Below are 26,840 nucleotides of genomic sequence, written 5' to 3'. Positions count from 1 at the left end.
CAGCGCGCCTCCAGCATCGCGTCCCGGAACTTCTTCGACCCGTTCGCGTTCGTCCGCTCACCGATCGCCATGAACGCCAGATCCTGCCGGAACGCAACCGTCTGGTAGAGGGACGAGGCACCGGGCTCGGGGGCCGGCTCCCGCACCGTCACCGCCGCGCCGCGGACGCGCTCGACCACCTGGCGCAGGTGCTCGGGCGTCGTGCCGCAGCAGCCGCCCACGAGCGACAGACCGTACTCGCGGACGAACGACTCCTGCGCGTCCGCGAGTTCTTCGGGGGACAGCGGGTAGTGGGCGCCGTCCTTGGTCAGGACGGGCAGGCCGGCGTTGGGCATGCAGGACAGGGGGATACGGGCGTTGCGGGCGAGGTAGCGCAGGTGCTCGCTCATCTCCGCCGGGCCCGTCGCACAGTTCAGCCCGATCATGTCGATACCCAGCGGCTCCAGCGCGGTCAGCGCCGCACCGATCTCCGAGCCCAGCAGCATCGTCCCGGTCGTCTCCACCGTCACCGAGCAGATCAGCGGAACCGACACGCCCAGCGCGTCCATCGCCCGCCGCGCACCGATGACCGACGCCTTCGTCTGGAGCAGGTCCTGCGTCGTCTCCACCAGCAGCGCGTCCGCGCCGCCCGTCAGCAGACCCTCCGCGTTGATCTGGTAGGCGTCGCGGATGGTGGAGTAACGGATGTGGCCGAGGGTCGGCAGCTTGGTGCCGGGGCCCATGGAGCCCAGCACCCAGCGCTGCTGACCGGTCGCGGCCGTGAACTCGTCGGCGACCTCGCGCGCGATCCGCGCACCCGACTCCGACAGCTCGAAATTGCGGTCGAGGATCTCGTACTCGGCGAGCGCGGCGTAGTTGGCCCCGAAGGTGTTGGTCTCGACGCAGTCCACACCCACCGAGAAGTACGCCTCGTGCACCGAACGCACGATGTCGGGGCGGGTCGCGTTGAGGACCTCGTTGCAGCCCTCCAGCTGCTGGAAGTCCTCCATGGTCGGGTCCTGCTCCTGGAGCATCGTGCCCATCGCGCCGTCCGCGACCACCACCCGGGTGGCCAGCGCCCGGCGCAGCGCGTCCGCGCGCTCCTGTGCGTTCGTGGTCATGACAGCCGTCCCAGTTGCGGTGCGAGCAGGTCGGCGGTGCGCTCGCCGTACACCGCGCGGACGGTGTCGAGGAGGGCCGCGGGGCGGACCTCGTACGACTGGGAGCCCACGGCGGCGAGGACGAGGGCGGACATCGCGCAGCCCAGCTGCGCCGCGGTCTCCAGCGGCAGGTGCCAGCTGACGGCGGCGAGGAAGCCGGAGCGGAAGGCGTCGCCGACGCCGGTCGGGTCCTCGGGGGTGATGCCGGGGACGGCGCGCACGGTGATCGTCGGATCGCCCTTGCGGTCGATCCGGACGCCTTGGGCGCCGAGGGTGGTGACCCAGGTGCCGACCCGGTCGAGGACGTCGGTGTGGCTCCACTCGGCGCGTTCGCGCAGCAGGGCGGACTCGTACTCGTTGGTGAACAGCCAGGCCGCGCCGTCGACCAGGGTGCGCACGTGAGGGCCGGAGAGCCGGGCGAGCTGCTGGGAGGGGTCGGCGGCGAAGGGGATGCCCAGGGTGCGGGCCTGGTCGGTGTGGTGGACCATCGCGGCCGGGTCGTTCGGGGAGACGAGGACCAGGTCGAGGGGGTCGCTCGCGTGCAGGGCGCGCAGGTCGATCCGGTCGGCCTCGGCCATGGCGCCCGCGTAGAACGAGGCGATCTGGTTCGAGTCCTGGTCGGTCATGCACATGAAGCGGGCGGTCTGGCGGTCGTCGGAGACGTGGACCGCGCTGGTGTCGACACCGTGCTCCTTGAGCCAGACCTCGTATTCGGCGAAGTCGGCGCCGACGGCGCCCGCGAGGAGCGGGGCGAGGCCCAGCCCGCCGAGCCCGTAGGCGATGTTGGCCGCCACTCCGCCCCGCCGGACCTCCAGCGTGTCGACGAGGAAGGACAACGAGACGTGTTCCAGCTGGTCGGGGAGCAGCTGGTCGACGAACCGGCCCGGGAAGGCCATGAGGTGATCTGTGGCGATGGATCCGGTCACCGCGATACGCACGTGGACTCCTGTGAGCTGATCTCGATGTCGGCGGGGCAAAGGGGTGGGTGGAGCGGGGGCCAAGCGGGGTGGGGCGGCGGCCGGGGCTCAGAGGCCGGCGGCGGCCTTGAGGGCCTCGGCCCGGTCGGTGCGCTCCCAGGTGAAGTCGGGGAGTTCGCGGCCGAAGTGGCCGTAGGCGGCGGTCTGCGCGTAGATCGGGCGCAGCAGGTCGAGGTCGCGGATGATCGCGGCGGGGCGCAGGTCGAAGACCTGGGCGATGGCTTCCTCGATCCGGTCGGTGGGCACGGTGTGCGTGCCGAAGGTCTCGACGAAGAGGCCGACGGGCTCGGCCTTGCCGATCGCGTAGGCAACCTGTACCTCGCAGCGGGTCGCGAGACCGGCGGCGACGACGTTCTTGGCGACCCAGCGCATCGCGTAGGCGGCGCTGCGGTCGACCTTGGACGGGTCCTTGCCGGAGAAGGCGCCGCCGCCGTGGCGGGCCATGCCGCCGTAGGTGTCGATGATGATCTTGCGGCCGGTCAGGCCGGCGTCGCCCATCGGGCCGCCGATCTCGAAGCGCCCGGTCGGGTTCACGAGCAGCCGGTAGCCCTCGGTGTCGAGCTTGATGCCGTCCTCGGCCAGCTGCGCGAGGACGTGCTCGACGACGGACGCGCGGATGTCGGGGGTCAGCAGCGCGTCGAGGTCGATGTCGGCGGCGTGCTGGGTGGAGACGACGACGGTGTCGAGGCGGACGGCCTTGTCGCCGTCGTACTCGATGGTGACCTGCGTCTTCCCGTCCGGGCGCAGGTAGGGGATCGTGCCGTTCTTGCGGACCTCGGACAGGCGGCGGGACAGCTTGTGGGCGAGGTGGATCGGGAGCGGCATCAGCTCCGGGGTCTCGTCGCACGCGTAGCCGAACATCAGGCCCTGGTCGCCGGCGCCCTGCTTGTCCAGCTCGTCACCCTCTTCACCTGTGGCGGCACCCTCGACCCGGCTCTCGTACGCCGTGTCCACGCCCTGGGCGATGTCCGGCGACTGGGCGCCGATCGACACCGACACCCCGCACGAAGCACCGTCGAAGCCCTTGGTGGAGGAGTCGTAGCCGATCTCCAGGATCTTCTCGCGGACGATGGCCGCGATCGGCGCGTACGCCTGGGTCGTCACTTCACCGGCTATGTGGACCAGGCCCGTGGTGATCAGCGTCTCGACGGCCACCCGGGAGGCGGGGTCCTCCCGCAGGAGGGCGTCGAGGATGGCGTCGCTGATCTGGTCGGCGATCTTGTCGGGGTGGCCCTCGGTGACGGACTCCGAGGTGAACAGGCGGCGGGACATGTCACTCCTGATGGCTGGTGGATACGGACGGTCGGGTGCGGGTGCGGGTGCGGGTGCGGGTGCGGGTGCGGGTGCGGGTGCGCGGGTGCGACGGCGGACGCAGAAGCGGTGCGGTCGGTGGGTCGGTCGGTCGGTCGGCGGACGGGTCGGGCGGCGGGCGGGCGGTGGCGCGGTCGGAGGTGGTCGGCAGAGGTGTCCCCCATCGATCTTGTGCCAGGGGGAAGGGGGAGGCGAGCCGTGCCCGGATACCCCCGACACGTTCGTGACCTCGATATCTGACGGGGCGTCAGTTCGGTGGTGGCCCTCAGAGGCTGCGGATCGCGGACTCGGCATGCTGCTTCGCCCGTTCGAGGACGGCCGCGCTCTCCCGGCCGAGCGTCGCGCGCACATGTGCGCGCGCCCGGGACACGTCGGCCCCCGGCCCCAGGACCCGCTCGGCGTCCGCCGCGCGCAGCAGCACGCTGTGCTGGGCGATCACCGTCACGCCCGTCTCGTCGGGCAGCACCGACCACTCCCCGGTGTGCGCCTCGATCAACGGCGGTGTCCTCGTCTGCTTGTGGACGATCCGGGCGGTGTGCGGGAAGCAGATCCGTACGGACTCGGTGACCTGCGGCGGGCCACCGTCCTCCGGCCGGGTCTCCATGCGGACACACTGCACCCCCGGGACGTCCTCGCGGACCTCGGCGCGGGTGACGTGCGGAACCCGGCCGGGCCAGTCGGCCACCCCGTACAGGAAGTCGTAGACCAGCTCGGCCGGGCCGCGCACTCGGACGCAGTCCTCGAAGCCGAGCAGCAGCCCGTCGATTTCCCGCCACCGCTCCGCGTTCTCCTTGAGCCGCTCCAGCTCGGCCCGGCTGTTGCTGTCGGTCGCGAGCAGCAGCCACGCGACGTCCCCGGGCGGGCCGGTGGCCACGGTGAACTCGTGCTCCAGGCGCAGCCTGCTGCGCCCGGCGCCGTAGGGTTCGACCGTCCAGGTCCCGGCCATGGCGACGGCGGGCGCGGCGGGGAGTTCCTGGCGGAACTCGATCCGCGTCCGCGCGCTGTCCAGGGTGCGGTGCGACAGGGCGGACCTGACGCCGCCGTTGGCGGTGAACCACATCCGGAACCGGTCGCGGACCCCGTCGAATTCGAGCCGCTCGACATGGACGCTCGACGCCGCGAACAGCGGCCACTGCGTGGTGTCCGCGATCAGCCCGTAGACCACTCCGGCCGGCGCGGTCACGTCGATCTCGTACGACGCGCGGTGCACTCGCTCACCCGACATCGGCTCCGCCTTCCTGACCTGTGCCCCGACCCTCCTCCCCGCCGCCGGAGGGCTGCCGGAAGTCCGCTTGAGGACGGCTCCGGACGGGCCGCGACGGCTCCGGGCGCGGATGGCCGGTTCTCGACGGTGCCGGGAACCCTGGCGGCGCCCTTGGTCCCGGCCCCGGTCACTGGCCCTGCTCGATCCGGGCCGACACGGCCTCGGCCAGGGCCAGGGCCGTGGGGGTCTCGTAGATCTGGCGCAGCCTGAGCTCGACGCCGTAGGTGCGGGAGAGCTGGAGGAGCATGTGGTGGGCCGCCAGGGAGTCTCCGCCCAGCTCGAAGAAGCTGGCCTCCAGCGGCGGGTCGGTGATCTTGAGGAGGGTGGCCCAGACCGCGCGTACCTCGTCCAGGACCGTGCGTGCGTCGTGGGGTGTGAGGAACGTGAGCGAGGTGGTCATTTTCGATCTCCTTGCGGAACGTACGGACACATGTGGAGTCATGGGGGACACGGCTGGACATGGTCTGTGCCCGTCACTCTCCCGGCCCGCGCTCGTCCGGCCCTTGAGGGCACGTCGAGCCGGGCTGCGGCGGCGCGGCCCCCGCGGCGGGGGCCCGAGGCGGGGGGCGGTCAGCGGACGCGGAAGTTCGCCATCATGCCCATGGCCGAGTGGTCCAGCAGGTGGCAGTGGTAGACGTACGTCCCGCGGTACGAGGCGAAGGTGGCGTGCAGCTTCACCGTCTCCCCCGGGAAGAGCCGGACGGTGTCCTTCAGTCCGGCCTCCGCCGGTCCGGCCGGGGCCCCGTTGCGCTCCAGGACCCGGAACTGGACCAGGTGCATGTGGAAGTTGTGCGGGACCAGCTTGTTGGCGTTGGTGACCGTCCAGACCTCCGAGGTGCCGTGGGCGACGGTCTGGTCGATGCGGTCCGGGTCGTAGGCCTGGCCGTCCATGAACCCCCGCGGTTCCTGGCGCCCGTCCTCGTCCATGCTGAGCACGATGGAGCGCTGCACCGCAGGCTTCGGGAGCGCCGCCAGGGCCGGCAGCGTGCGCAGGGTGTCCGGGACCCGGCTCGGGTCGGCCGCCGTCCGGACGACGTCGAAGCGCAGCACCTTGCCGACCTGGTCGGGGGTGCCGGGGCCGAGGGTGTTCTCCAGGACGATCTGCGTGCCGACCGGGTAGCGGGAGAAGTCGATGACGACGTCGGCGCGCTCCGCCGGGGAGAGACCGATGGTGTCGGTCGGGAAGGGGTGTTCGAGCAGCCCGCCGTCCGAGCCGATCTGGACCATCTGCCCGCCGTCCGACAGCTTCAGCTGGAAGAAGCGCATGTTGGAGGAGTTCAGCAGCCGGAAGCGGTACTTGCGGGCGGCGACCTCGACGTACGGGCTCGGGCGGCCGTTGGCGAGGATGGTGGTGCGGCCGAAGGCGTCGTCCATGACGTAGACGAGCTGGCCGTAGGCGTCGAAGTGCGCGTCCCGCAGCGCGATGGGTATCTCGTACTGCCCGGCGGGCAGCGGCAGCGCGCGTTCCGTGTCGTCCGAGAGCAGGTAGGAAGCGGACAGGCCGCGGTAGACGTGCTCCGACTCCATGTGGTGGGCGTGGTCGTGGAACCAGAGCGGGGCGCCCGGCTGCTGGTTCGGGTAGGTGTAGGTGCGCGAGGTGCCCGGCCCGAAGGTGTCCATCGGGGAGCCGTCGTTGTCCTGGGTGACCGAGCCGCCGTGCAGGTGGACGGCGACCGGCATGGAGAGCGTGTTGCGGTGGCGCACCACCACCTTGCGGCCGCTGCGGGCGCGCAGGACCGGGCCGGGGAAGCAGCCGTCGTACGTCAGGACCTTGGCCATGCCGCCGGGCAGGATCTCCCGTGACACCTCCTTGATGGTGACGGCGTAGGTGTCCTGGCCGCCGGCGGTCGACACCGGGGTCAGCACGGGCAGGACCGGCATCCGCACCGAGAACGGCGGCGGTACCGGTACGGCGACCGGTCTCGGCTGGACGGCGCCGGCCGCGCCCGCGGCGTCGGTGGGGGCGGCGGCCTGCGCGGAACCGGCGTCGAGCACCGGCGTCAGAGCGCCGGTGGTGATCAGTCCGGCGCCGGCCGCGGCCAGGGCGCCGCCGAGCACGCTGCGTCTGGTGACCATGCGATGTCCTCCTGGAGGGGGTGGGTTCGGGGAGTGGATTCGGGGGCGGGCACGGATGCCGCGCGGCGAGTGCACCAGACGTCCCTCGTCCATCACTGGAGCCCAGGTGGGGTGCGGCCGTCCGGCGTTGCGCGGGGCTTGCGAGGGCTCCGTATATCTGCTCGTGCGTACGTGGGACCGCGTACGCACGACGCGTGCCGCAGAGCGCGGCCACCCGGGGGAGGCCCACCGTGGACCTGAACGATCTGCACGATCTGCGCGACTGGCTGCCGCGCGCCCTCGGGGTCGCCGAACGGTGGGGCGGCCAGTTCGGCCCGTACGAGACGCACGGCGCCCACCGCGTCGGCCCCGATGCCTTCGACGAGGCCTTCGAGCGCCTCGCCAAGCGGATGGACCACAACTATCCGTTCTTCCACCCGCGTTACGCCGGACAGATGGTCAAGCCCCCGCACCCGGCGGCCGTCGTCGGCTATCTGACCGCGATGCTGTTCAACCCCAACAACCACGCCGCCGAGGGCGGGCCCGCGACGACGGAGATGGAGCGCGAGGCCGTCGCCTCGCTGGCCGCCATGTTCGGCTTCGACGCGCACGTCGGGCACCTGACCACCAGCGGCACCATGGCCAACCTCGAAGCGCTGTACGTGGCACGGCAGTTGCACCCGGACAAGGGGATCGCGTACAGCTCCGAATGCCACTACACGCACGAGCGGATGTGCCACGTCCTGGGCGTCGAGGGCCACCGGATCCCGGCCGACGGGCACGGGCGCATCGACCTCGGCGCGCTGGAGGACGCCCTGCGCACCGGGCGGATCGGGACGGTCGTCGTCACCACCGGGACCACCGGGCTGGGGACCGTCGACCCGGTCCACGAGGTGGTCGCGCTCGCCCGCCGGTACGGGGCCCGCGTGCACGTGGACGCGGCGTACGGCGGCTTCTACGCCATCCTCGGGCGGGCCGGGGCGGAGGGCTTCGACCCGCGGCCGTGGCGGGCCATCGCGGAGTGCGACTCGGTGGTCGTGGACCCGCACAAGCACGGCCTCCAGCCCTACGGCTGCGGGGCGGTGCTCTTCCCCGACCCGCGCGCCGGACGGCACTTCGCCCACGACTCGCCGTACACCTACTTCACCGACGCCGACCTGCACCTCGGCGAGATCAGCCTGGAGTGCTCGCGGGCGGGGGCCGCGGCCTCGGCGCTGTGGCTGACCCTGGAGCTGCTCCCGCTCACCCCGGACGGCTTCGGTTCGATCCTGGCCGCGAACCGGCGGGCCGCGCTGCGCTGGGCCGATCTGATCACCGACTCGGCCGAGCTGGAGCTGTACCAGCGGCCCGACCTCGACATCGTCACCTACTTCCCGGCGACGGCGGACGGATCGCTGTCCGCGATCGACGCCGCCTCGGACCGGCTGCTGCGCGACGGCATGACGGCGGAGGCCGACCCGGTCTTCCTCAGCGTGCTGCGCGCGGACGCCGATGCCTTCGTACGGCGCCACCCGGCCGTGGTCCGCGACGCGGACGCGGCGCGCATCGTGCGCAGCGTCCTGATCAAGCCCGAGTCGGAGCACTACCTCCCGACCCTGCACGCCCGCGTGTCGGCGCTCGCCGCGCACGGCCGCGTGCCGGCCCCGGCCGTTCGCGGCCGTGCCACCCGCACCCTCTGACCGGAGGACCACCCATGTCCCTGTCACCGTCACCGTTACCCTCTGCCCCGTTGACCGGGTCGACGTCGACCCGCACGACCGCGACCGCATCGACGTCGATCCCACGGGCGTTGACCCTGTCGACGTTGACCCCGTCGACGGTCACCGACCTGTCCTCGCTGCTCGCCGCCGCGTTCCACGGGGACGCCCTGACCCGGTGGATGATCGCCGACGAGCGGGAGCGCGCCGAGCGGCTGCCCGGCTTCTTCCGCGCGTTCGTCGGCCTGTGCGCCGCGCACGGCGGGGTGCTCACCAGCCCGGACGGCGACGCCGTCCTCCTCTTCCTGCCGCCGGGCGCCGCGCCGGACGAGGCGCGGCTGGGGGAGGCCGCCGCAGCCCTCGGCCCGCACGCCCCGGCCCTGCACACCATCGCGGCGCTCCAGGACGAGCGCCATCCGCACGGACCGCCGCACTACTACATCGCCTTCGCGGCGGCCCGCGCGCACAGACAGCGGGACGGCCTGGTATCCGCACTGGTGGGCCGGCTCGCGGCGCGCGCGGACGCCGAGGGCGTCGGCGTGTACACGGAGGCCAGCTCCCCCGGCGGCGAGGCGGCGAGCCGGCGCGCCGGATTCGAGCGGATGGGCCCGGAGATCGTCCTGCCGGAGGGCGGACCCGCCCTCCGGCCGATGTGGAGGGATGCCCGATGAGGGGCGACGACCTGATCATGTCGTGGACCTCGGGCGAGGTCGCCCGGGGCGAGGTCCCGGCGGAGCACCTGGGTCCGCTGATGCAAGTGCTCGGGTGGAGCCGGGAGTTCCTGGTCTCCAGCCACCCCGAGCTGGGCCGCACCGGCCCCGTGTGTCCGTACACCCAGCCCGCGCTGCGCAAGGACCTCTTCCATCTGGCGCTCCCGTCGGCGGACTGCGACGACCTCGCCTCGGCGGTCGACTCCCTGCGCACGCGGCACGCGGCGCTCTCGGAGCCGCTGTCCCCCGAGGACCGCGAACTGCTCACGATCCTCCTCGTCCTGCCGGGCTTCGACCCGACGGACTCGGTGGAGCTGGACGAGCTGCAGCGCAAGGCGAAGGACGAGTTCGTCGCGGAGGGCCTGATGATCGGCCAGTTCCACCCGGTGTGCGAGGAGCCCGGCCTCTACAACGAGTCGTTCCGCCCCCTGCGTTCCCCGCTCCCCCTCCTGGCGGTCCGCAAGCTCCTGGTCTTCGACCTCCCGTTCCTGGTCGGCGACGACCTCCACATGGACCACTACCTCCAGCGCTTCGCCCCGGCCATCCCGTCCCGCGTCCGCGACCAACTGGTCAGCCGGGTGGTAGCGGCCTGAGGGGTCCCTGCCAACGTCCTCTGGCGCCTCCTCCCCCTTGTCGGCGGGAGGAGGCGCCGGGGCGGGGTCGGCCGTTCGAGCTGGGCTGCGTCACGGGGTCCGGGAACCTCGATCTGCCCAAGTCCCAGAACTGGTACGTGCCCGACATCGCGGTGGTGCCGGTCGAACTGGCCCGGGGCGGCGGGGCCCTCGTACCCGACCAGACGCTGCTCGTCGTCGAGGTGACCTCCGAGTCGAACGCCGAGACGGACCGGGTCGTCAAGCGCAGGCGGTACGCCGAGTACGGGGCGCCGCTGTACCTGCTCGTCGACCGCGTCGAGCGGAGCGTGAGCCTGTTCTCCGAGCCGGGGCCGCTCGGTTACACCCGCGCGGACGGGCCGCACCCCTTCGGGGTCGGGGTGCGGCTGCCGGAGCCGTTCGGGATCGTGCTCGACACGTCGGGTCTCTAGGGCGCTGGATCGGGCAAGGGAGGCGGGCCCGCGGCTCAGCGTCTCGGCATGCCTCCGTGCGGGCTGTTGACCACCAGCGACAGGGATCCTTCCGCGACGTAGTCGTGTTCGGGGTAGAGCTCGATGTGGAGGTGGCCTCCGTCTTCGGCGAGGGCCATGTCGCGCAGCTCGCCCGCGAGTGCCTCACGCGCTTCGGCGTCGCCGCTGATGACGAGGATCCGGCGTTCGGCGTCGTGCTGGACGAGCACGCCGGGGCCCGGGCCGGGCCTGACCTCGACCCCGGCCAGGGTGTTGCGGCCCGGCGCGGACGCGCAGTCGAGGAGCCCCTGGCCCGCGGCCACGGCATCGGCCAGGCTGGTCAGTTCCTCCGCCGAGCCCGCGATGTCCACCATGTCGAAGAGGGGGTCAAAACCGAGTATCACGGGCGGTGCTCCTTGGGGCGGGGGTCCGGGGGCCCATGATGCCGGAGGGCCGGTCGGCCGCCCGTGGGGGGCCGGACTTACGCGGTGGGGAACGGCGTTGCCCCGTGGCCCGTTGATCATTAGAGTCGGCCGGGTGACTGCCGGGTCGGCCTTGGGCCATGTACGAGTGGGGCTCCCGGCCTCGGGGTGATCCCGGGGCGGGCCAGGGCCCCGCCTCCCCTTTCCGTGTCTTCCTGACCGGCGCCGTTGCGCGGCGCCCCGCCCAGTGATGTCAAGACCAGACCGGAGAGACCCGTACCCATGTCCCGGCCCACGCCCACGCCCACGCACGCGAGCGCCATCCGCCTCGACCACACCGTCGTCCACGCCCGGGACCGGCAGCTGTCGGCCGAGTTCCTCACCGCGGTCCTCGGCCTGACGGTGGGCGCGCCCTTCGGGCCGTTCCTGCCCGTCGACCTCGGCAACGGCGTGACGCTCGACTACTACGAGAAGCGCGACGAACCGATTCAGCCGCAGCACTACGCGTTCCTCGTTCCGGAGGAGCGGTTCGACGGCATGATCGCGCGCCTCCAGGCGGTCGGCGTGACCTACTACGCCGACCCGCACCACACCGAACCGGGCCGGTTCAACCGGCTGTTCGGCGGCCGCGGCGCGTACTTCGCCGACCCGGACGGCCACAACATGGAGATCATGACCCGGCCGTACGTGCGCCCGTAGGGGCGGGGCCGGGGGCCGGGGGTCCGGCCCCACCCCCGGCCCCGGCCCCGGCCCAGCGCAAGGTCACCCGATCTGCTCGGCCGCCCACGCCGCCCACTCGCGGCGCATCGCGTTGAAGCGCAGGCCGTACTCCAGCGCGATCCTGCCGTTCACCGACAGCGGGTCGTCGCCCCAGTCGATGGAGCCGGCCAGGCGGCGCAGGGCCTCGTGCTCCTGTTCCGACAGCTCCATCAGCTCGGTGAGGTAGCCGCGCGCCTGGTCCGGCGTGATCACGTTGAGGAAGAAGACCCGCAGCAGGATGTCGCTGCGGGTGTTGCGCGTGGGCTTGATCTCCGTCAGCCAGTGGCGCAGCTCCGCCAGGCCCTCGGCGGTGAGGGTGTACTCCTTGCGGCCGCGCGGGCCCTGGGCCGAGACGCTGATCAGCCCGTTGTCGGCGAGCTTGGAAAGCTCTGTGTACATCTGGCTCTGCGTGGCGGGCCACACGTTGGCCAGGGAGGTCTCGAAGCGCTTCAGCAGGTCGTAACCGCTGGCGGGGCGCTCTGACAGGAGGCCGAGGAGGGCGTGTCGAAGGCTCATGCCACCATCTTACCTTCCACTCTTGACATGTCGAGGGTGGATCTTCTAGTTTCGACATGTCAGAACAGGAACGTTGGAACGTCAGCAGCCGGGGGCCTTCGATGTCGTACGTACGCACCTTCCTTCCGTGGATCGTCTTCGCACTGGTCCCGTCCGCCCAGTGGCAGTGGGGCGCGCTCGCCGGCCTGCTGGTGGCGGTGGCCGTGATCGCCCAGCAGCGGCGGACGGGCGCCGGCTACGACGCGCTGATCATGGAGGCCGGATCGGCCGTCTTCTTCGCGGTCCTGGCCGCCGTCGCCTTCGCGGATCCCCACTCCGCGGTCCACGCCTACTCGGCGGCGCTCTCCTCGGCCACGCTGGCGCTCATCGCCGGAGTCTCGCTGCTGGTGGGCAAGCCGTTCACGCTCGGCATCGCCAAGCGCACCACCCCGCCCGAGGTCTGGAACCTCAAGCCCTTCGTCCGCATCAACGTGGTCATCACCACCGTCTGGACCGCCGCCTTCGCCGCGACGGCCGGCGCCCTCGCGGCCTTCGCCCACGCCGGCCAGGGCCACTCCACTGCGGCGACGCTCGTCCAGGCCGCCGGGTTCGTGGTCCCCATGCTCTTCACGGTGCGCTACGTCGCCACGGCGCAGGCCAAGGCCCGCGGCTGAGCCGGGAGTTGAGCCCGGGGCGCAGCCCCGGGCCGGCCCGTAAGCACCAGCACCGTCCCCTCGACCCGCCCACCGGCCGCCCCGCACCAGGAAGACCGGCCGGGGCGGCGAGCCGAGGCCGAAGCACCGCCGCCCCGGCATAGCGCGTACCGCACGCCGAAACGTTCCCGCAGACCCCACACGCCAGCACCTCGTGACGAGGCCGCTCCCCGGTCGGTCGACGCCCGCGCAGTCGGAGCACCGCGCGACCAGACCGCCGCGCCACCACACCGCCGCGCCACCAGCTTGCCGCGCCACCAGCTCGTCGCGCCACCAGCTCGTCGCGCCGCCCCCCCTTCGTCGCGCCACCCGTTCGCCGTCTCCGCGAGGCGTGGCAGCGATCCCGCTCACCCTCTTCACCGCGCAGCTCAGCCGCTCAGCCGCTGGTTCTCCGGCCCGGAGAACCCCCAGGCTCCCACCTCACCAGGAGAATGTCATGAACATGATCACCCGCCTCACCCTGTCCATCACCGTCGTCGGCGCGGTCACCGCCGCGACGCTGGGTCAGGCCGCCGCCGACACCCCGGCGCCGTCCACCGACGCGACCACGGCAACCACCGCCCGCCCGGCGAACCCCGGCTTCCTCACCCCCTTCACCCCCACCGTCCCCAACCCGACGACCGCCTCGGCGGCGCAGCTGGCCGCGGCTCCCCGCCCGGTCGGTGCCTTCGCCACGCCGGCCGCGGATTCCTCGGCAGGGGGCAGCATCGGCAGAGCCGAGGTCATCGCCCGGGCCCAGTCGTGGGTCGACGCGGGCGTGCCGTACAGCATGACCAGCTACCGCACCGACGCCAACGGCAAGTACCGCACCGACTGCTCCGGCTTCGTCTCCATGGCCTGGCACCTGAGCTCGTCCAGCGCGAACAACTACGGCGAGACCACCGGCACTCTGCTGAACTACACCTCCTCCATAGCCAAGGAGTCCCTGCGCCCCGGCGACATCCTCCTCAACCCCGACTCGGGCGCCAGCGGCCACGTGGTCCTCTTCAACGGCTGGACCAGCTCCGACCACTCCACGTACGACGCGCTGGAGGAGTCCGGCAGCAGCGGCGCCGTCCACCACAGCATTCCGTACCCCTACTACAGCGGCCACGGCACCTTCAGCCCCCGGCGCTACGACAACATCCAGGACGCCGACCGCGGCGCGGACGTCACGGGTGACGGCAAGGCCGACCTGATGGTGCTCAGCACGGACGGGACGATCGGGCTCCGGCCCGGCTCGGGGACGAGCTTCGGCGCCAGCACCACTGTCAGCGCCGGCTGGCAGAACTTCCTCGGCCAGCCCGGTCAGGGCCGCCTCTCCTACGCCGACATCAACGGCGACGGCAAGAAGGACCTCGTCATCCAGGGCGCCGACGGCACCATCGGCGCCCACCTCAACAACGGCTCCGGCACCAGCTTCGGCGCCAACATCCCCCTGTCCTCCGGCTGGCAGAACTACCTCAGCCAGCCCGGCCAAGGCCGCCTCACCTTCCCCGACATCAACGGAGACGGCAAAGCCGACCTCGTCATCCAAGGCACCGACGGCACCATCGCCACCCACCTCGGATCCGGCACCAGCTTCGGCGCAAACCTCCCGCTCTCCTCCGGCTGGCAGAACTACCTCAGCCAGCCCGGCCAAGGCCGCCTCACCTTCCCCGACATCAACGGAGACGGCAAAGCCGACCTCGTCATCCAAGGCACCGACGGCACCATCGCCACCCACCTCGGATCCGGCACCAGCTTCGGCGCAAACCTCCCGCTCTCCTCCGGCTGGCAGAACTACCTCAGCCAGCCCGGCCAAGGGCGCCTGACCTTCCCGGACATCAACGGCGACGGCAAGGCCGACCTCGTCATCCAGGGCACGGACGGAACGGTCGCCACGCACCTCGGATCCGGCACCAGCTTCGGCGCAAACCTCCCCCTGTCCTCCGGCTGGCAGAACTACCTCAGCCAGCCCGGCCAGGGCACCCTCTCCTTCGAGTGACCCGGTGAGGTGACCACCCGGACGGCGCCGCGCGGCGCCGTCCGGGTCTTCCGCGTCCCGCGCCGAGCAGGGCCTCGCGGCTCAACCCGCCCCCGGCACCGCCCGGGCCGGCTTGCAGGCCGGGTCGAGGATGTCGTGGGCCCAGTCGGAGGGCCGGGCGCCCGAGGCGGAGTGCCGGATGAACTCCTGGCCACCGGCCCGGATCGGCCGGTCGCACACCGCGCAGATCCGCCCCTCCAGGGCGCTCACAACCCCTCCAGCGTGCCGGGCGCCGCCGTGAACTCCAGCCCGGCCGCGTCCCGTACGTACGCGGTGCACGCGTACCGCGCCACCCCGCCGACCGACCCCAGCGGCTCCCGGACCACGGCCATCAGCTCCCCCTCCCGCAGCGACCCCGGATCCCGCACCCGCCGCCGCAACAACGGGTGGTCGAGGTGTTCGAACGCTTCCGGCGTGTCCTTCACGATGGGCTCCCTACCGCTACGCTGAGTTGCCTGGTAACCGATGCGTCGAGCGTAGATATCCGGCCGCGCCACTCGAAGTGACCCCCAGTACGGGTACTTTCGTGGCGTCCCGCAGGCGAAGGGGCACCATGACCAGCAATCGGCCGTCCTCCCTGACCAGCAGTCGGGGAATGCCGTCGCGCGGTCGGAGCGGCATGGTGTCCGGCTACGTCTTCCGCGTCATCCGAGAGCAGCTCGGCCACACCCAAGAGAGCTTCGCGGAGGCCTTCCACGTGTCCACGGACACGGTCGCGGGGTGGGAGTCGGGTCGGCGGCCACTGACCTCGCTGGCCGTGGGCCAGATGCTGGCCCACCGGCACCGACTCCTCAGGATGGGCGCCAGCCCGCCACTGCTCCTCGCATGGGATAAAGCCCTCGAAGCCGATGTCCTCCTGGCGAGCGTGCTCCACGACGACGCCCCGGCGAACGGGAGCCCGCTGGGGACGTGGGTCCTCCAGCGCGACCTGGTCGAGGTTCTGGTCTGGCCCCTGAACGGGGTGACGCCGGAGCCGCTGCGCGCCCTCCGGGCTCCCTCCCGCCCGCGCCGCGGTCCGGCGCCGAGCGGTCCGGAGCTGACGGTCGGCGACCGGCGCCGGTTCTTCCGTCGCATGAGGCAGACCGCCGAGGAAGCGCGCGGTGGCGAGTTCCTCCTTCATCGGCAAGCCCTCTACCTCGCCGGATACGACGATGCGGCGGACACCTCCGACTGGCTCGCCCAGCAGCAGAAGGCGGAGCGGCCGGACGACTGGCTCACCCGGTGGCTGGGCGCCCGCTCCGCCGCGGCCGTCGCCGCCCGCCAAGGAGACCGCGACCGGATGGGCTACTTCATCGCCTCCAGCCTGGCGGACAACGAACCCGGCGAGGTCGCGAACCTGAACTACTGGGCGTACTGGATCGGTGAGTCGTCCCACCTCCAGCTCTCCGACCACTTCATCGGCGACCCGATCGCCCCCGCCTGGCCCGGCCACAGGCTGTTCCGGCACCTCGTGGTCGGACTCGCTCCGGAGCAGGGCTTCTTCGACCTGAACGTCCACACGCTCTGGGCGCTCCTGGCAGCCCGGCCCCACCTCCTGCACACGACGGCCGGAGCGGGACGTGCCCTCCGCGAGACGTTGCCCGTGCTGTTGGATGACACACGGCCCTCGACGCGCGCGCGTCGGGAGCTGGAGGGGATCCGGTACGCGATCCGCCTCGCCGAGGCGTGAGAAGGAGAAACAGACGTGGCTGACGACCTGTCCGCGGTGGCGCGCTTCCTCTACGAGGCGGGCACGCTGAAGAACACGGCCCGTACGGGCTGGTGGATGGCGGGTGTCAAGCAGCCCGAGAGCGTCGCGGAGCACTCGTGGCGGACCTCGCTCATCGCGTCGGTGATCGCAAAGCTGGAGGGCGCCGACCCCGCGCGGGCGGCGTTCCTCGCCGTCTGGCACGACACCCAGGAGACCCGCACCGGGGACGTGAACCACCTCGGGAAGAAGTACGCGACGGGTGCGGACCCGGTGGCCGTGACGGCCGACCAGACAGCGGGGATGCCCGAGTTGCTCGCGTCGGCGATCCAGGACCTGGTGGCCGAGTACGAGGCCAAGGACTCCCCGGAGGCGGTCTGTGCGCGGGACGCCGACAAGCTGGAGTGCATGCTCCAGGGCATCGAGTACCGGGCGCAGGGCTACGCGGCCGCCCAGAGGTGGATCGACAACAGCCGGGGCCGGCTGACGACGGAGACCGGGCGGCTGCTGGCCGACGAACTCCTGGGCCAGGGCACCCTCGACTGGCTGCGGGAAGCCCTCGGCGAGAAGGCCTGACCCCCGCACCCGCGTCCCCGCCCGCTCAGCGGGTCAGGAGGCATTCCTCCAGGAAGGCCAGGACGCGCAGGTGGTAGGCGGTGGCGGTGTGGCCCAGGCTGATGTTGTGGCCCGCGGCGCGGAGGTGGTCCAGGGTGACCGCGGGGGACGCCGTCAGGCGGGCGGTCATGGCGGTCAGGGTGGCCGGGGAGAGGTCCCACCAGGCCTCGTGCTGCGCGAAGGTGAGGCGGACGGGGATGCGGACCTCCGGGGCCAGGGTCTCGAACTGGCGCGGCCACCACATCGTCTCCGCCGACTCCCGCGGCGGGGTCGGGGCGAGGAGGGCGCGGCTGGCCTGGAAGGTGCCGCGCGGGTAGAGGCCGAGCGGGCCCCAGTTGAGCTTGGTGGCGCCGCCGCCCAGGGTGGACGGGAAGTGCAGGGCCCCGGGGTCGTAGTGGTAGCCGACGCCGGAGGCGTCCAGGCCGAGCAGGGGCGGGGTGTCCGCGTCCCCGGCGGCCGTGTGCAGGGCGACCTTGCCGCCGTCGGAGTGGCCGAGCAGGAAGACCCCGGCGCCGACGTCGTGCGTGCGGGCGTGCTCCTTGAGGGCGGCCCGGAGGGTCTCGGCCTGGTCGGCCAGGTTCTGGCCCTCGGGGAGGTAGCGCGCGGAGCCGCCGTAGCCGGGGCGGTCCACCGCCAGGACGGCGTGGCCGAGGCGGGTGGCCAGCGGGGTGAAGGCGTCCCAGTACCCGGCGCTCATGCCCCGCCCGTGGATGGCCAGGACGGTGGAGCGCGGCGCGCCGTCCGGCGGGAGGGTGAAGTGGGCGGAGAGCGGGATCCCGGCCCCGGTGAGGGTGTGCGCCGTGGCCGTGTTCATCGGAGCGCCAGGCCGGTGCGGGCGCCGGTCACCGCGTCCATCCACCCGATCGGGGAGCGGGTGCGCAGGAGCGAGGTGCCGACGAGGAGGCCCGCGAAGCCCGCGTCGAGGAGGCTCGCGGCGGTGGCGGGGCCGTTGATGCCGCTGGCGCTGACCGGCGCGGGGGTGCCGCTCGCGCGGACCGCCGGGAGCAGGTCCAGGCTGCGGTGCGGGTCGCCGGCGCCGCGCTCGCGGGTCTTGATGTCCTTGTTGTTGACCGCGATCACGCATTCCTCGGGGTGGTGGACCCCGTCGAGTTCGGCCTCGGTGGTGATCTCGACGAAGGGGGTGAGTCCGGCCAGCAGGCACTCGGTGACCAGGGTGCGCATGCTGGACGCGGGCAGCAGGGCCGCCGTGAGCAGGACCGCGGAGGCGCCCAGTTCCTTCGCCGTGCGGATCTGGTCCTTGCGGGTGATGAAGTCCTTCTGGAGCAGCGGCAGGTCGGTCATCGCGGCGACGTCGCGGAGCAGGGCGGGCGAGCCGCCGAACCAGCGGCCGGTGACCACCGAGATGCAGGGGGCGCCCGCGCTCTCGTACGCGCCGACGATCGCGGCCGGGGTGCGGCCGCCGAGGAGGTCGTAGCCGTGCGCGTCGCGCCGCTTGACCTCCATCACCACGGGGGTCGGTGAAGCCAGGAGGGCCTCGAGAAAAGGGAAGCCGGTCCGGTTCTGCTTCGTCATCGCGACAGCTCCATGTCAAGAGGAGGCGGGAAGGAGGGGGCCCGTGCGCCAGGCGCGGGCCAGGGCGGCGATCTCCGGGGTGCCGAAGGCGCCGGTGGCGCGGTCGCGGGCCGCGGTGTCCACGTCGATCCCCCGGAAGCCGGGGTGGCGCACGACCTCGCCGTAGGCGGGCCGGTTGGCCGCGTCCAGGCCGCCGGCCAGCAGGAAGGGGCGGTTCAGGCGGGGCAGCAGGGCCAGGACGTCAGCGGGGTCGAGGGTGCGGCCGGTGGAGCCGATCCGGCCGTCCGCGGTGGCGGTGTCGAGGAGGAAGAGGTCCGTCCCGGCGCGCTCGTAGGCCCCGATGAGCGGGCGCTCGACGCAGCCGCCCCCGCCCGGGGCCACGTGCAGCACCTTGACGATCCCGACCTCGGCCGGGAGGGCCGCGCGCAGCGCCCGTACGACGGCGGGCGGCTGGTAGGCGTGGAGCTGGATCCAGCCGACCCCCGTACGGCGGGCCAGCTCCGTCAGTTCCCCGGCGTCGGCCAGGAAGGTGACCAGGACCGGCAGCAGGCCGGCCGAGCGGGTGGCCGCCGCGAGGGCGGCCAGCGCGTTACGGTCCAGTTCGCGGGGGCCGCCGGGTACGCCGTGCCAGAGCCCGACGCAGTCCGCCCCGGCGGCCGCCGCGGCCTCGACGTCGCTCGCCGCCGTGGCGCCGCAGACCTTGAGCAGGGTCCCGGCCAGCGGGACGGGGGCGGGGGCGGATACGGGGGCCTCGGTGGTCATTTGCCGAGGCCCAGCATGGAGGCGATGCGGTTGTACTGGATCTCGTTCGTGCCGGAGTAGATCGTGCCGCCCACGGCGTTGCGGACGTCGACCTCCAGCCCGTACTCGGCCATGTAGCCGTGGCCGCCGAAGATCTGCACGGCGGTGAGGCTGGTGGCGAGGTTGCTCTCGCTCGTGACGAGTTTGGAGATGGCGAGGTCGACGGTGATGTTCTCGCCCGCCTCCAGCTTCTCGCCCGTGTCGTAGAGCCACTTGCGGGCGGTTTCCAGCTGGATCTTCGTGTCGACGATCTTGTTGGCGATGGACTGGTACGAGCCGATCGACTTGCCGAAGGACCTGCGCGTCTTCGCGTACTCGACGCACCGGTCGAGGCGGTGCTGCATCTCGCCGACGTTGACGATGAAGGAGTAGAGGATCTCCCGTTTCATCACGTGGTCCAGGACCATGAAGCCGCCGCCGACCCGGCCGAGGACCGCCGTCTTCGGGACGCGCACGTCGTCGAAGAACAGCTCGCAGAGCGGGGAGGTGCGCAGCCCCATCTTCTTCAGCGGCTTGCCGGCGGTGATGCCGGGGGTGTCCCGGTCCACCAGGAACGCGGTGGTGCCCAGCGGTCCGCCGTCGGGGTGGGTGCGGGCGTAGACCACGATGACGTCCGCGACGGGCCCGTTGCTGACGAAGACCTTGCTGCCGTTGATGACGAAGTCGTCGCCGTCGCGGACCGCCCGGGTCGTCATCGCCATGGCGTCCGATCCGCCCTCGGCCTCGGTGATGGCGTGGGCGCCGATCGCCTCGCCGGAGGCGATCAGGGGCAGGTAGCGCTCCTTCTGGTCGGGGGTGCCGAACTGCTGGACGGGGATTCCGGTCGAGCAGATCGAGGTGGTCACGGAGAAGCTGAGGCCGGAGTCCCGGTTGTACTCGCCGAGCCCTTCCAGCACGTACATGGTGGTCAGGACGGACTGGCCGAGGCCGCCGTAGCGCTCCTCGAAGGGCAGGGAGAGGATTCCGGTCTTCTGGACGAGCTTCCACTTGTCCTCGGAGAAGGCGGACTTCTCGTCGAGTTCGAGGTGGTCTGCGCTGAGGGCGTCCCCCCACCGCTCCAGGCCCTCGCGCAGATCTGCCTGGTCGGAGTTCCAACGGATCACGACGGACCCCTTTTGAATAGTGGTGTGGCTTGCAGTGGCCGGGCCGCCCGCGGGCCGGGGTACGGGCGCGGGCGGCGCCGGGGGATTCAGTACGCCGAGGAGCTGTGGGCGTCGAGGTTGTGCACTTCGTTGCCGCGCAGGGCGGGCGAGAAGACGCAGACCAGGCGCAGGTCCTCGTCGGGGCTCGCGACCAGGAAGTGGGCGTCGTGCTGGTCGAGGGCGTACATCCGGCCGGGGACGATCTCGTGCGAGGTGCCGTCGAGTTCGATGACCTCGCCGGAGCCGGCGATGCAGTAGCAGGCTTCCAGGTGGTTGACGTACTCCAGGCGGGACTTGGTGCCGGCCAGCACGACCGTGTCGGTCAGCGTGTAGCCGAGGCCGTCCTCGGCGAGGAGGAAGCGGCGGCTCAGGCCGTTGCCCCACTCGACGGTCTTCACGGACTCGATGTCACGAACGATCATGGCGAACTCCCGATGTGTGAGGGCGAGCGGAGGGTGGGGACGGGGGTGGTGCGGGTGGTGTGGCGGTCAGGCGGGTACGGCCGCCGGCAGGACCGAGCGGACGAAGGCGCGGAAGGCTTCGGGCACGTCGCGCCCGTCCCGCTGGGCGGCTTCCACGGCGGCCACCGCGGCGGAGCCGATGATCGCGGCGTCGGCGCCACTGGCCCCGACGGCTTCCACGTCCTGGCGGGTGCTGACCCCGAAGCCGACGGCGATCGGGGAGTCGGTGTGCGCCCGCAGGCCGGTGACGGTCTCGGCGAGCGCGGCGTGGCCGGTGGCGGGCGCGGTGCCGCTGCGGCCGTAGTGGGCGACGAGGTACAGGTAGGCCGAGGCGGCGGCGGCCGCCTGCGCCCGGGTCGCGTCGGGGCTGCTGGTGTAGCAGGTGGTGACCACCGGGAGGCCGGCCGCCGCTGCCGACTCCAGGTGCTCCGCGCGCAGCCGGGGCGGCAGGGCGTGGACGAGGAGTCCGTCGGCGCCACTGGCGGCGATCTCGCGGGTGACGGCGCCGAGGTCGCGGTCCGCCAGGGAGTACCGCCAGTCGGCGAGCAGGGCGATCCGGGTGTGGCGCAGGTGCGGCCGTACGTCCGCCACGAAGGCGAGTACGTCGTCCAGCGCGGCCCCGCCCGCCTCCAGCGCCCGGCGCGCCGAGCGCCGGATGACGGGGCCGTCGGTGACCGAGTCCGGGAAGGGCACGGCCAGTTCGAGGCAGTCCACGCCCTCCTCGTCCAGCATCAGGACGAGGTCGCGCAGGACCGGGAGCGGGGGGTCGCCCGCGTTGAGGAAGAGGGCGAGCCCGGGGGCCCCGCCGGGTGTCCGGCGCCCCGGGAAGAAGGGCGCGGGGCCGGTGGCGGGCGCGGCGGCCGCCGGGGGCGCCGCGAACTCCGTGGGCGCCGCGAACTCCGCGGGCGTCGCGTACTTCATGGGCTCAGGCACGGGACACCACCGGGGTGCGCCGCGCCGGGCCGGGCTTGGGGGCGGCGGCCAGGCGCTCGGCCAGGTCCCGCGCGACGCCGGAGAGGATCGCGCCCTGGGCCAGGGCGACCGCGGAGGGCCAGTCCCGGCGGGTGCCCTCGGCCACCAGCAGGGCCGCGGCCCCGAGGGCGACCGTACGACTGGCCACCGCCCCCGCCGTGCCGGAGAGCACGGACAGGAAGTGCGAGACGGCGTCGGCCGGGTCGGCCGCGGGCCTCAGGTCCCCGAAGGAACCTTCGCCCGGGGTGAGTTCGCCGGGCCTGATGATCCGGGTCATGGCACGCTCCCCGTAGACGGTGTTGGTGGCGAAGGGCAGCAGTTCGTCCGCACCGGTGTCGTTGGCGGTGAGCCGGATCCGCCGGGTGAGGGTGGAGGCGGCCAGCTGCCGCAGGGTCTCCAGCGGCGCCGCGGACGAGACCCCGGTGATCTGGGCGGCGACCGGCAGGTCGGCGAGGAAGGGCCCGAGCGCGTTCAGGAAGCGGCCGAAGGGCTTCATGCTCAGCGGGGCCACGGTCCGCGCCAGCCGGGTCAGCTGCGCCGGGTAGACGAAGGGCCCGGCGAAGGCGATCCCGTACCGGGCGAGGGTGTCCTCGGTCTCGGCGTAGGAGGAGGTGAGGCGGACCCCGAGCCGTTCCAGCAGGTCGACGGAGCCGAGCGAGCTGGTGTAGGCGCGGGAGCCGGTCTTGACGACCTTCACCCCGGCGGCCGCGGCGACGAACGCCGAGGCGGTGGAGATGTTGAAGGTGCGCGGGCCGCCGCCGGTGCCGACGACGTTGACGGTGCCCTCCCAGGGGCCCGTCACCGTCGTGGGCGGGCGGCGCTCGGCGAGCGAGTCGAGCAGGTGGCGCAGGGTGTCGTGGTCGGGGAGCCGGCTGGTCAGCGAGGCCAGCAGGCCGACGACCTGGGCGCTGTCGAGGCCGCCGTCGCCCAGCAGGTCCCACCAGGAACCCCAGGTGTCGCGCCCGATCGGGGCCCGCTGTTCCAGCAGGCCGGTGAGTGCCTCGTGCACGTCGCTCCCCCTCCCTCGTCCCTCTCGGTGGTTGGCTCAGGCCGCCGCGCGGGCGTCGGCGATGAAGTGGTCGATCGCCTCCACGCTGCGGAAGTTGTTCGGGTCGAGGTCGGCGTCGCCGACGGCCAGCTCGAAGCGGTCCTCGACCCAGGCGATCAGCTTGAGGACGCCGAGGCTGTCGATGACCCCGTCGTTGAGGAGGTCGTGGTCGACGGGCAGTTCGGTGGGGGCGGTGCCCGGGAGGAACTCGCTGATGACGAAGTGCTTGATGGTGTCGACGTTGCTCATGACGGGATTCCTTCGGCGAGAGGTGCGGGAACGGGGTCGGACGCGGCGGCGGGTGCGGTGAGCGGAGCGGCCGCGGTGATCGGGGTCAGGTGGTCGAGCGCCTTGCGGTCGACCTTTCCGGTGGCCGTCCTGGGCAGCGGCTCGTCGGTGAGCGTGAGCTGCGTGGGGACGGCGTTGCGGGGCAGGTGCCGGGCGCAGTGCGCCCGCAGGGCGAGGACGGTGAGGGTGGAGCCGGGGGCCCGCTGGACGCCGGCGACGAGCTTCTTGCCGGCGATCGGGTCGGGCCGGGCGCTGACGCCCGCCTCCAGGACCTCGGGGTGCTCCTGGAGGACCCGTTCGATCTCGGCGGTGTTGACGGCGACCCCGCGCACCTTGACCTGGAAGTCGGTGCGGCCGGTGAGGTGCAGGGTGCCGTCGGCGTCGCGCCGTACGAGGTCCCCGCTGCGGAACCAGCGGCGGTCGTCCAGGCCGAGCGGGTGCCCGGTGAACTTGTCGGCGTGCCGGGTCCGGTCGAGGTAGCCGCGGGTCTGGAAGGGGGTGGAGACGTACAGCTCCCCGCTTCCGGCGCCTTCGACGACCGCGCCGGTGTCCGGGTCCAGGACCAGGGCGTGCACCCCGGGGAGGGGGCGGCCGATGGGGACGGGCGGGAAGGACGTGGCGGAGGTGTCGACCTCGTGGACGAAGCTGTCGTTGGTCTCGGTGCAGCCGTAGATGTTGTGGATGCGGGCCTTGGGGAAGAGCGTCGGCAGGGCGGCGAAGGTGCGGTCGGCGATGGCGTCGCCCGTGAACATCACGTGTTCGACGGTCTCGAAGGTGAAGCCGGTTTTCGCGGCCGCGTCCTGGAGCAGTCCGAAGGCCATCGGGACGGCCTGGACGACGTGCACCTCGTGCCGGTCGACCAGGTCGAGCAGGTGCCGGCCGTGGGCGGCCAGCGCCGGGTCGACGAGGACGGTCCGGCCGCCGCGCGCCAGCGTCGTCCACACGTCCAGCAGGCAGAGGTCGAAGTTGAGGGGCGCGTAGTTCAGGACGGTCCGGTCGGGGCCGATCTCGAAGGCGGCGCCCGCCCAGCCGATGAAGCGGTCGACCTCGTCCCGGCCCAGCGGGACGATCTTCGGCAGGCTGGTCGAGCCGGAGGTGGTGAGCATGAAGGCCACCTCGGCGGCCTCCTCGGCGGGCAGCGGCTGGGCCGCCACGTCCGGGCCGGGCGCGACCCGGGCGCTCTGCCCGCCCGGGGCCAGTACGTGCGTACACCCGGCCTGGGCGAAGAGGTCGGCGAGCAGGCCGTCCGCGAGCGCGGGGGACGGCAGCATCACCGGTCGGCGGGCGAGCAGGCAGGCCAGTACGAGGGCCACGGCCGCCGGGGACTTGTCGGCGAGGACGCCGACGGGCTCCCCGGGGGCGAGGGCGAGGTGGGCCAGGCGGTCGCGTTCGCGGCCGGCGAGGTCGTACAGCTCGCGGTAGGTGGTCTCGGCCCCGTTGAAGACGAGGGCGGTGGCGTGCGGCCGGTCGTGGACCTGGGTCAGGAATCCGGCGACGAGGCCGGGTGCGGGGCTGCTCTGTGCGTTCACGGCAGGTCACCTCCTTCGGGGGACGGGGCCGGGGCCGGTCCCGCGAACTCGATCCAGCCGCTCTTGACGGCCGCGCCCTGGGGCGTCTTGCAGGTGAAGCGGACGACCCGGGCCTCGGCGTCGGGCTGCAGGACGATGTCCAGCGGGACGCCGGGCGGTACGGGGGCCGAGAAGCGGCAGCCGAGGCCGCGCACCCGGGCGGCGTCGCCGCCGGCGAAGCGGTCCACGGCTTCCTCGACGGCGAGGGCGACCACGCTCATGCCGTGCGCGATGACCCCGTCGAAACCGGCCGCGCGGGCGGCCTCCGGGTCGAGGTGGATGGGGTTGAGGTCGCCGGAGGCGTGGGCGTACCCGCGGATCCGCTCGGCGGTCAGCTCGTGCGTCACGGTCTGCGGCGGGCCCGCGCCGAGCGGGGCGGGGGCGGCGGATCCGCCGGCGATGTCACCGAAGGGCTCCAGCAGGGTGGCGCCCACCAGCAGGGCGGAGATGACCAGTTCCGCGAAGGGCTCGGGCCCGCTCGTCCCCGCGCCGCGGCCGGTCAGCCGCACCTTCAGCGCGATCCGGGCGCCGCGCGCCTCCTTGCGCACCCCGAGGACCTCCAGGCGTACGGTCACCTCCTCGCCGGGGCGGACCGGGCGCAGCACGCGGATGTCCTGGCCGAGGTGGACCACGGAGACCGGGCCGGGCTCGGCGGCGGTCAGCTCGGCCACCGTCCGCTCGGCGACGGTGTGGGCGAGGACGAAGGGGTGGACGGGCGAGGCCTGGCCGGGGGCCGCGGGGGCCAGGCCGGGCCGGGCGGCGGCCCGGTAGCCGGTGACGTCGGCCTCGGTGACGGTCAGGGTGCGGACGGGGGCGGGCAGGGCGAGGAGCGTCATACCGGCATCACCACCACGGAGGAGTTGTGGCCGCCGAACCCGAAGGAGTTCGTGAGCGCGGGCCCCGGCCGGACGGCGCGCGGCGCGCCGTGGACGACGTCGATGTCCATTCCTGGCTCCAGCTGTTCGAGATTGGCGGTGGGCGGCACCTCGCAGTGCCGCATGGCCTGCACGGTGGCGATGAGCTCGACGGCGCCGGCGGCGCCGATGAGGTGGCCGATGACGGACTTGGGAGCGGTGACGGGGGGCTGCGCGGTGCCGAACACCTTGGTGAGGGCGGCGGCCTCGGAGCGGTCGTTGTACGGGGTGGAGGTGCCGTGCGCGTTGACGTGCACGATGTCGGCGGCGTCCAGACCCGCGTCCGCGATGGCCCCGGCCATGGCGGCGGCGGCTCCGGCGCCGTCGGGCAGCGGCATCGCCAGGTGGTGGGCGTCGGCGGTGGCGGCGTACCCGGCGACCAGTCCGTAGGTCTTCGCGCCGCGGGCCCGGGCGTCGTCGAGGCGCTCCAGGACGACGAAACCGGCGCCCTCCCCCATCACGAAGCCGTCGCGGTCCACGTCGAAGGGGCGCGAGGCGTGCTCGGGGTCGTCGTTGCGCAGCGAGACGGCGTTGAGGTTGCCGAACCCGGCCAGGGTGACCGGGGTGAGCGTGTGCTCGCAGCCCCCGGCGAGGACGAGGTCGGCGCGGCCGGTCTGGAGCAGCATCAGGGCATGACCGATGGCGTCGGCGCCGCTGGCGCAGGTGTTGGCGACGGTGAGGGCGGGTCCGGTCCAGCCGAGCCGGATGGCGATGTGGGCGGCGGCCGCGTTGGGCATGGTCATCAGCGGCATGAGCGGGTTGACCCGGGCCGGTCCGGACTCCGTGTAGTGGGCGGACTCCCGGTCGCTGGTGGCGCGGCCGCCGACGGCGTTGCCGACGACGATGGCGGTGCGGCCGGCCTCGGCGGTGGGTGAACCGGCGTCGCGGTGGGCGGCGAGGGCGGCGGCCGTGCCGTAGTGGGCGAAGGGGTCCATCCGGCGGGCCTCCTTGGCGGGGACCAGGCCGGCCAGTTCCTCCAGGCCGCGGACGCGGCAGCCGATGCGGACCCGGTGACGGCCGAGGTCGAGGTGGGTCAGCTCGGCCGCGGTGGACCGGCCGGCCCGCAGCGTGCTCCACAGCTCGTCCGGGGTGCACCCGCCGGGGGTGACCACGCCCATGCCGGTGATGGCGACGGGCGGCTGCGCCGAACTGCCCCTGGACGGTCCAGGCATGTCTCTCCTCGGTGGCGGGTGTGCGGAAGGCG

The 26,840-nt window shown here is 72.8% G+C and carries 29 protein-coding genes and 1 pseudogene; 9 read left to right on the top strand and 21 right to left on the bottom strand.

Annotation, left to right across the window (positions count from 1 at the left end):
- From ABZY31_RS11325 to ABZY31_RS11300, 6 genes are all read right to left on the bottom strand, one after another.
- The coding region (locus ABZY31_RS11325; protein WP_356407675.1) for a homocysteine S-methyltransferase family protein at positions 1-1,100 on the bottom strand (1,100 nt) is incomplete at its 3' end.
- Positions 1,097-2,077: a carbohydrate kinase family protein gene (locus tag ABZY31_RS11320; protein WP_356407672.1), complete on the bottom strand. Its 981-nt coding sequence runs from the start codon at positions 2,075-2,077 to the stop codon at positions 1,097-1,099. The genes ABZY31_RS11325 and ABZY31_RS11320, both read right to left, overlap by 4 nt.
- 87 nt (positions 2,078-2,164) lie before the next feature.
- Entirely contained in the window at positions 2,165-3,388 is a 1,224-nt protein-coding gene (gene metK, locus ABZY31_RS11315) for a methionine adenosyltransferase (protein ID WP_356407669.1), read from the bottom strand.
- A 304-nt stretch (positions 3,389-3,692) separates the two neighbouring features.
- Positions 3,693-4,652 (bottom strand): aromatase/cyclase, encoded by a 960-nt coding sequence (locus tag ABZY31_RS11310; RefSeq protein WP_356407667.1) that lies wholly within the window; start codon positions 4,650-4,652, stop codon positions 3,693-3,695.
- Positions 4,653-4,818: 166 nt separating this feature from the next.
- Entirely contained in the window at positions 4,819-5,091 is a 273-nt protein-coding gene (locus ABZY31_RS11305; RefSeq protein WP_356407665.1) for a phosphopantetheine-binding protein, read from the bottom strand.
- 170 nt (positions 5,092-5,261) lie between these two features.
- Positions 5,262-6,767: a multicopper oxidase domain-containing protein gene (locus ABZY31_RS11300; protein WP_356407662.1), complete on the bottom strand. Its 1,506-nt coding sequence runs from the start codon at positions 6,765-6,767 to the stop codon at positions 5,262-5,264.
- A 230-nt stretch (positions 6,768-6,997) separates the two neighbouring features.
- Here ABZY31_RS11300 and ABZY31_RS11295 point away from each other — a divergent pair, with 230 nt between their 5' ends.
- The 4 genes and pseudogenes from ABZY31_RS11295 to ABZY31_RS11280 form a co-directional block, all read left to right on the top strand.
- Positions 6,998-8,425 (top strand): aminotransferase class V-fold PLP-dependent enzyme, encoded by a 1,428-nt coding sequence (locus ABZY31_RS11295; RefSeq protein ID WP_356407659.1) that lies wholly within the window; start codon positions 6,998-7,000, stop codon positions 8,423-8,425.
- 125 nt (positions 8,426-8,550) lie between these two features.
- A complete protein-coding gene (locus ABZY31_RS11290; RefSeq protein ID WP_356407656.1) occupies positions 8,551-9,114 on the top strand; it encodes a hypothetical protein in 564 nt (187 codons plus the stop codon).
- Positions 9,111-9,746: a DUF6875 domain-containing protein gene (locus ABZY31_RS11285; RefSeq protein WP_356407653.1), complete on the top strand. Its 636-nt coding sequence runs from the start codon at positions 9,111-9,113 to the stop codon at positions 9,744-9,746. Before ABZY31_RS11290 ends, ABZY31_RS11285 begins: the two co-directional genes overlap by 4 nt.
- Before the next feature lie 77 nt (positions 9,747-9,823).
- Positions 9,824-10,195: pseudogene (locus ABZY31_RS11280) on the top strand (Uma2 family endonuclease); the annotation flags it as partial.
- Positions 10,196-10,230: 35 nt separating this feature from the next.
- Here ABZY31_RS11280 and ABZY31_RS11275 read toward each other — a convergent pair.
- A complete protein-coding gene (locus ABZY31_RS11275; protein WP_356407650.1) occupies positions 10,231-10,617 on the bottom strand; it encodes a hypothetical protein in 387 nt (128 codons plus the stop codon).
- Between the two features lie 300 nt (positions 10,618-10,917).
- Here ABZY31_RS11275 and ABZY31_RS11270 point away from each other — a divergent pair, with 300 nt between their 5' ends.
- Positions 10,918-11,334 (top strand): VOC family protein, encoded by a 417-nt coding sequence (locus ABZY31_RS11270; protein WP_356407647.1) that lies wholly within the window; start codon positions 10,918-10,920, stop codon positions 11,332-11,334.
- 63 nt (positions 11,335-11,397) lie between these two features.
- Here ABZY31_RS11270 and ABZY31_RS11265 read toward each other — a convergent pair whose 3' ends face one another.
- Positions 11,398-11,910 (bottom strand): PadR family transcriptional regulator, encoded by a 513-nt coding sequence (locus ABZY31_RS11265; protein WP_356407644.1) that lies wholly within the window; start codon positions 11,908-11,910, stop codon positions 11,398-11,400.
- Positions 11,911-11,966: 56 nt separating this feature from the next.
- Here ABZY31_RS11265 and ABZY31_RS11260 point away from each other — a divergent pair, with 56 nt between their 5' ends.
- A complete protein-coding gene (locus ABZY31_RS11260) occupies positions 11,967-12,563 on the top strand; it encodes a hypothetical protein (protein WP_356407641.1) in 597 nt (198 codons plus the stop codon).
- 475 nt (positions 12,564-13,038) lie between these two features.
- Positions 13,039-14,568 (top strand): VCBS repeat-containing protein, encoded by a 1,530-nt coding sequence (locus tag ABZY31_RS11255; RefSeq protein ID WP_356407638.1) that lies wholly within the window; start codon positions 13,039-13,041, stop codon positions 14,566-14,568.
- An 81-nt stretch (positions 14,569-14,649) separates the two neighbouring features.
- Here the strand turns inward: ABZY31_RS11255 and ABZY31_RS11250 are convergent, their stop codons facing one another.
- Positions 14,650-14,817 (bottom strand): hypothetical protein, encoded by a 168-nt coding sequence (locus ABZY31_RS11250; RefSeq protein ID WP_356407635.1) that lies wholly within the window; start codon positions 14,815-14,817, stop codon positions 14,650-14,652.
- Positions 14,814-15,032 carry a hypothetical protein gene (locus ABZY31_RS11245; RefSeq protein WP_356407633.1) on the bottom strand — a complete coding sequence of 73 codons (219 nt, stop codon included), beginning with the start codon at positions 15,030-15,032 and terminating at the stop codon, positions 14,814-14,816. Before ABZY31_RS11245 ends, ABZY31_RS11250 begins: the two co-directional genes overlap by 4 nt.
- 128 nt (positions 15,033-15,160) lie before the next feature.
- Between ABZY31_RS11245 and ABZY31_RS11240 the strand changes: the two genes are divergently transcribed.
- Both ABZY31_RS11240 and ABZY31_RS11235 read left to right on the top strand, forming a co-directional pair.
- Entirely contained in the window at positions 15,161-16,276 is a 1,116-nt protein-coding gene (locus tag ABZY31_RS11240; protein ID WP_356407631.1) for a helix-turn-helix domain-containing protein, read from the top strand.
- Between the two features lie 15 nt (positions 16,277-16,291).
- Positions 16,292-16,870, top strand: coding sequence for an HD domain-containing protein (locus ABZY31_RS11235; RefSeq protein WP_356407628.1), 579 nt, complete (start codon positions 16,292-16,294; stop codon positions 16,868-16,870).
- A 25-nt stretch (positions 16,871-16,895) separates the two neighbouring features.
- Here the strand turns inward: ABZY31_RS11235 and ABZY31_RS11230 are convergent, their stop codons facing one another.
- The 11 genes from ABZY31_RS11230 to ABZY31_RS11180 all read right to left on the bottom strand — a co-directional run bounded on the left by ABZY31_RS11230 (position 16,896) and on the right by ABZY31_RS11180 (position 26,808).
- Positions 16,896-17,723, bottom strand: a complete 828-nt coding sequence (locus ABZY31_RS11230) for an alpha/beta hydrolase (RefSeq protein ID WP_356407626.1) — start codon at positions 17,721-17,723, stop codon at positions 16,896-16,898.
- Positions 17,720-18,442, bottom strand: coding sequence for an indole-3-glycerol-phosphate synthase (locus ABZY31_RS11225; RefSeq protein ID WP_356407623.1), 723 nt, complete (start codon positions 18,440-18,442; stop codon positions 17,720-17,722). The genes ABZY31_RS11230 and ABZY31_RS11225 overlap by 4 nt, the downstream gene beginning before the upstream one ends.
- A gap of 15 nt (positions 18,443-18,457) precedes the next feature.
- Complete coding sequence (locus ABZY31_RS11220) at positions 18,458-19,204, bottom strand: N-(5'-phosphoribosyl)anthranilate isomerase (RefSeq protein WP_356407620.1); 747 nt, start codon at positions 19,202-19,204, stop codon at positions 18,458-18,460.
- Positions 19,201-20,346, bottom strand: coding sequence for an acyl-CoA dehydrogenase family protein (locus ABZY31_RS11215; RefSeq protein ID WP_356407617.1), 1,146 nt, complete (start codon positions 20,344-20,346; stop codon positions 19,201-19,203). The genes ABZY31_RS11220 and ABZY31_RS11215 overlap by 4 nt, the downstream gene beginning before the upstream one ends.
- Positions 20,347-20,432: 86 nt before the next feature.
- Positions 20,433-20,807: an ectoine synthase gene (locus ABZY31_RS11210; RefSeq protein WP_330335463.1), complete on the bottom strand. Its 375-nt coding sequence runs from the start codon at positions 20,805-20,807 to the stop codon at positions 20,433-20,435.
- A 66-nt stretch (positions 20,808-20,873) separates the two neighbouring features.
- The gene (gene trpA, locus ABZY31_RS11205; RefSeq protein ID WP_356407615.1) at positions 20,874-21,779 is read right to left on the bottom strand and encodes a tryptophan synthase subunit alpha; all 906 of its coding nucleotides are present in this window, start codon (positions 21,777-21,779) and stop codon (positions 20,874-20,876) included.
- Positions 21,772-22,827, bottom strand: coding sequence for a hypothetical protein (locus ABZY31_RS11200; RefSeq protein ID WP_356407612.1), 1,056 nt, complete (start codon positions 22,825-22,827; stop codon positions 21,772-21,774). Before ABZY31_RS11200 ends, trpA begins: the two co-directional genes overlap by 8 nt.
- Positions 22,828-22,863: 36 nt before the next feature.
- Positions 22,864-23,115 (bottom strand): phosphopantetheine-binding protein, encoded by a 252-nt coding sequence (locus tag ABZY31_RS11195; RefSeq protein ID WP_356407609.1) that lies wholly within the window; start codon positions 23,113-23,115, stop codon positions 22,864-22,866.
- Entirely contained in the window at positions 23,112-24,683 is a 1,572-nt protein-coding gene (locus ABZY31_RS11190) for an AMP-binding protein (protein WP_356407606.1), read from the bottom strand. The genes ABZY31_RS11195 and ABZY31_RS11190 overlap by 4 nt, the downstream gene beginning before the upstream one ends.
- Positions 24,680-25,558 (bottom strand): MaoC/PaaZ C-terminal domain-containing protein, encoded by an 879-nt coding sequence (locus ABZY31_RS11185; protein ID WP_356407603.1) that lies wholly within the window; start codon positions 25,556-25,558, stop codon positions 24,680-24,682. Before ABZY31_RS11185 ends, ABZY31_RS11190 begins: the two co-directional genes overlap by 4 nt.
- A complete protein-coding gene (locus tag ABZY31_RS11180; protein ID WP_356407600.1) occupies positions 25,555-26,808 on the bottom strand; it encodes a beta-ketoacyl-[acyl-carrier-protein] synthase family protein in 1,254 nt (417 codons plus the stop codon). Before ABZY31_RS11180 ends, ABZY31_RS11185 begins: the two co-directional genes overlap by 4 nt.
- Positions 26,809-26,840 lie beyond the last annotated feature (32 nt).

The sequence above is a fragment of the Streptomyces sp. NPDC006529 genome, assembly GCF_040611795.1.
GTDB lineage: Bacteria > Actinomycetota > Actinomycetes > Streptomycetales > Streptomycetaceae > Streptomyces.
The sequence above is the reverse complement of the archived record's forward strand: the minus strand, read 5'-3'. Positions and strand labels throughout refer to the sequence as shown.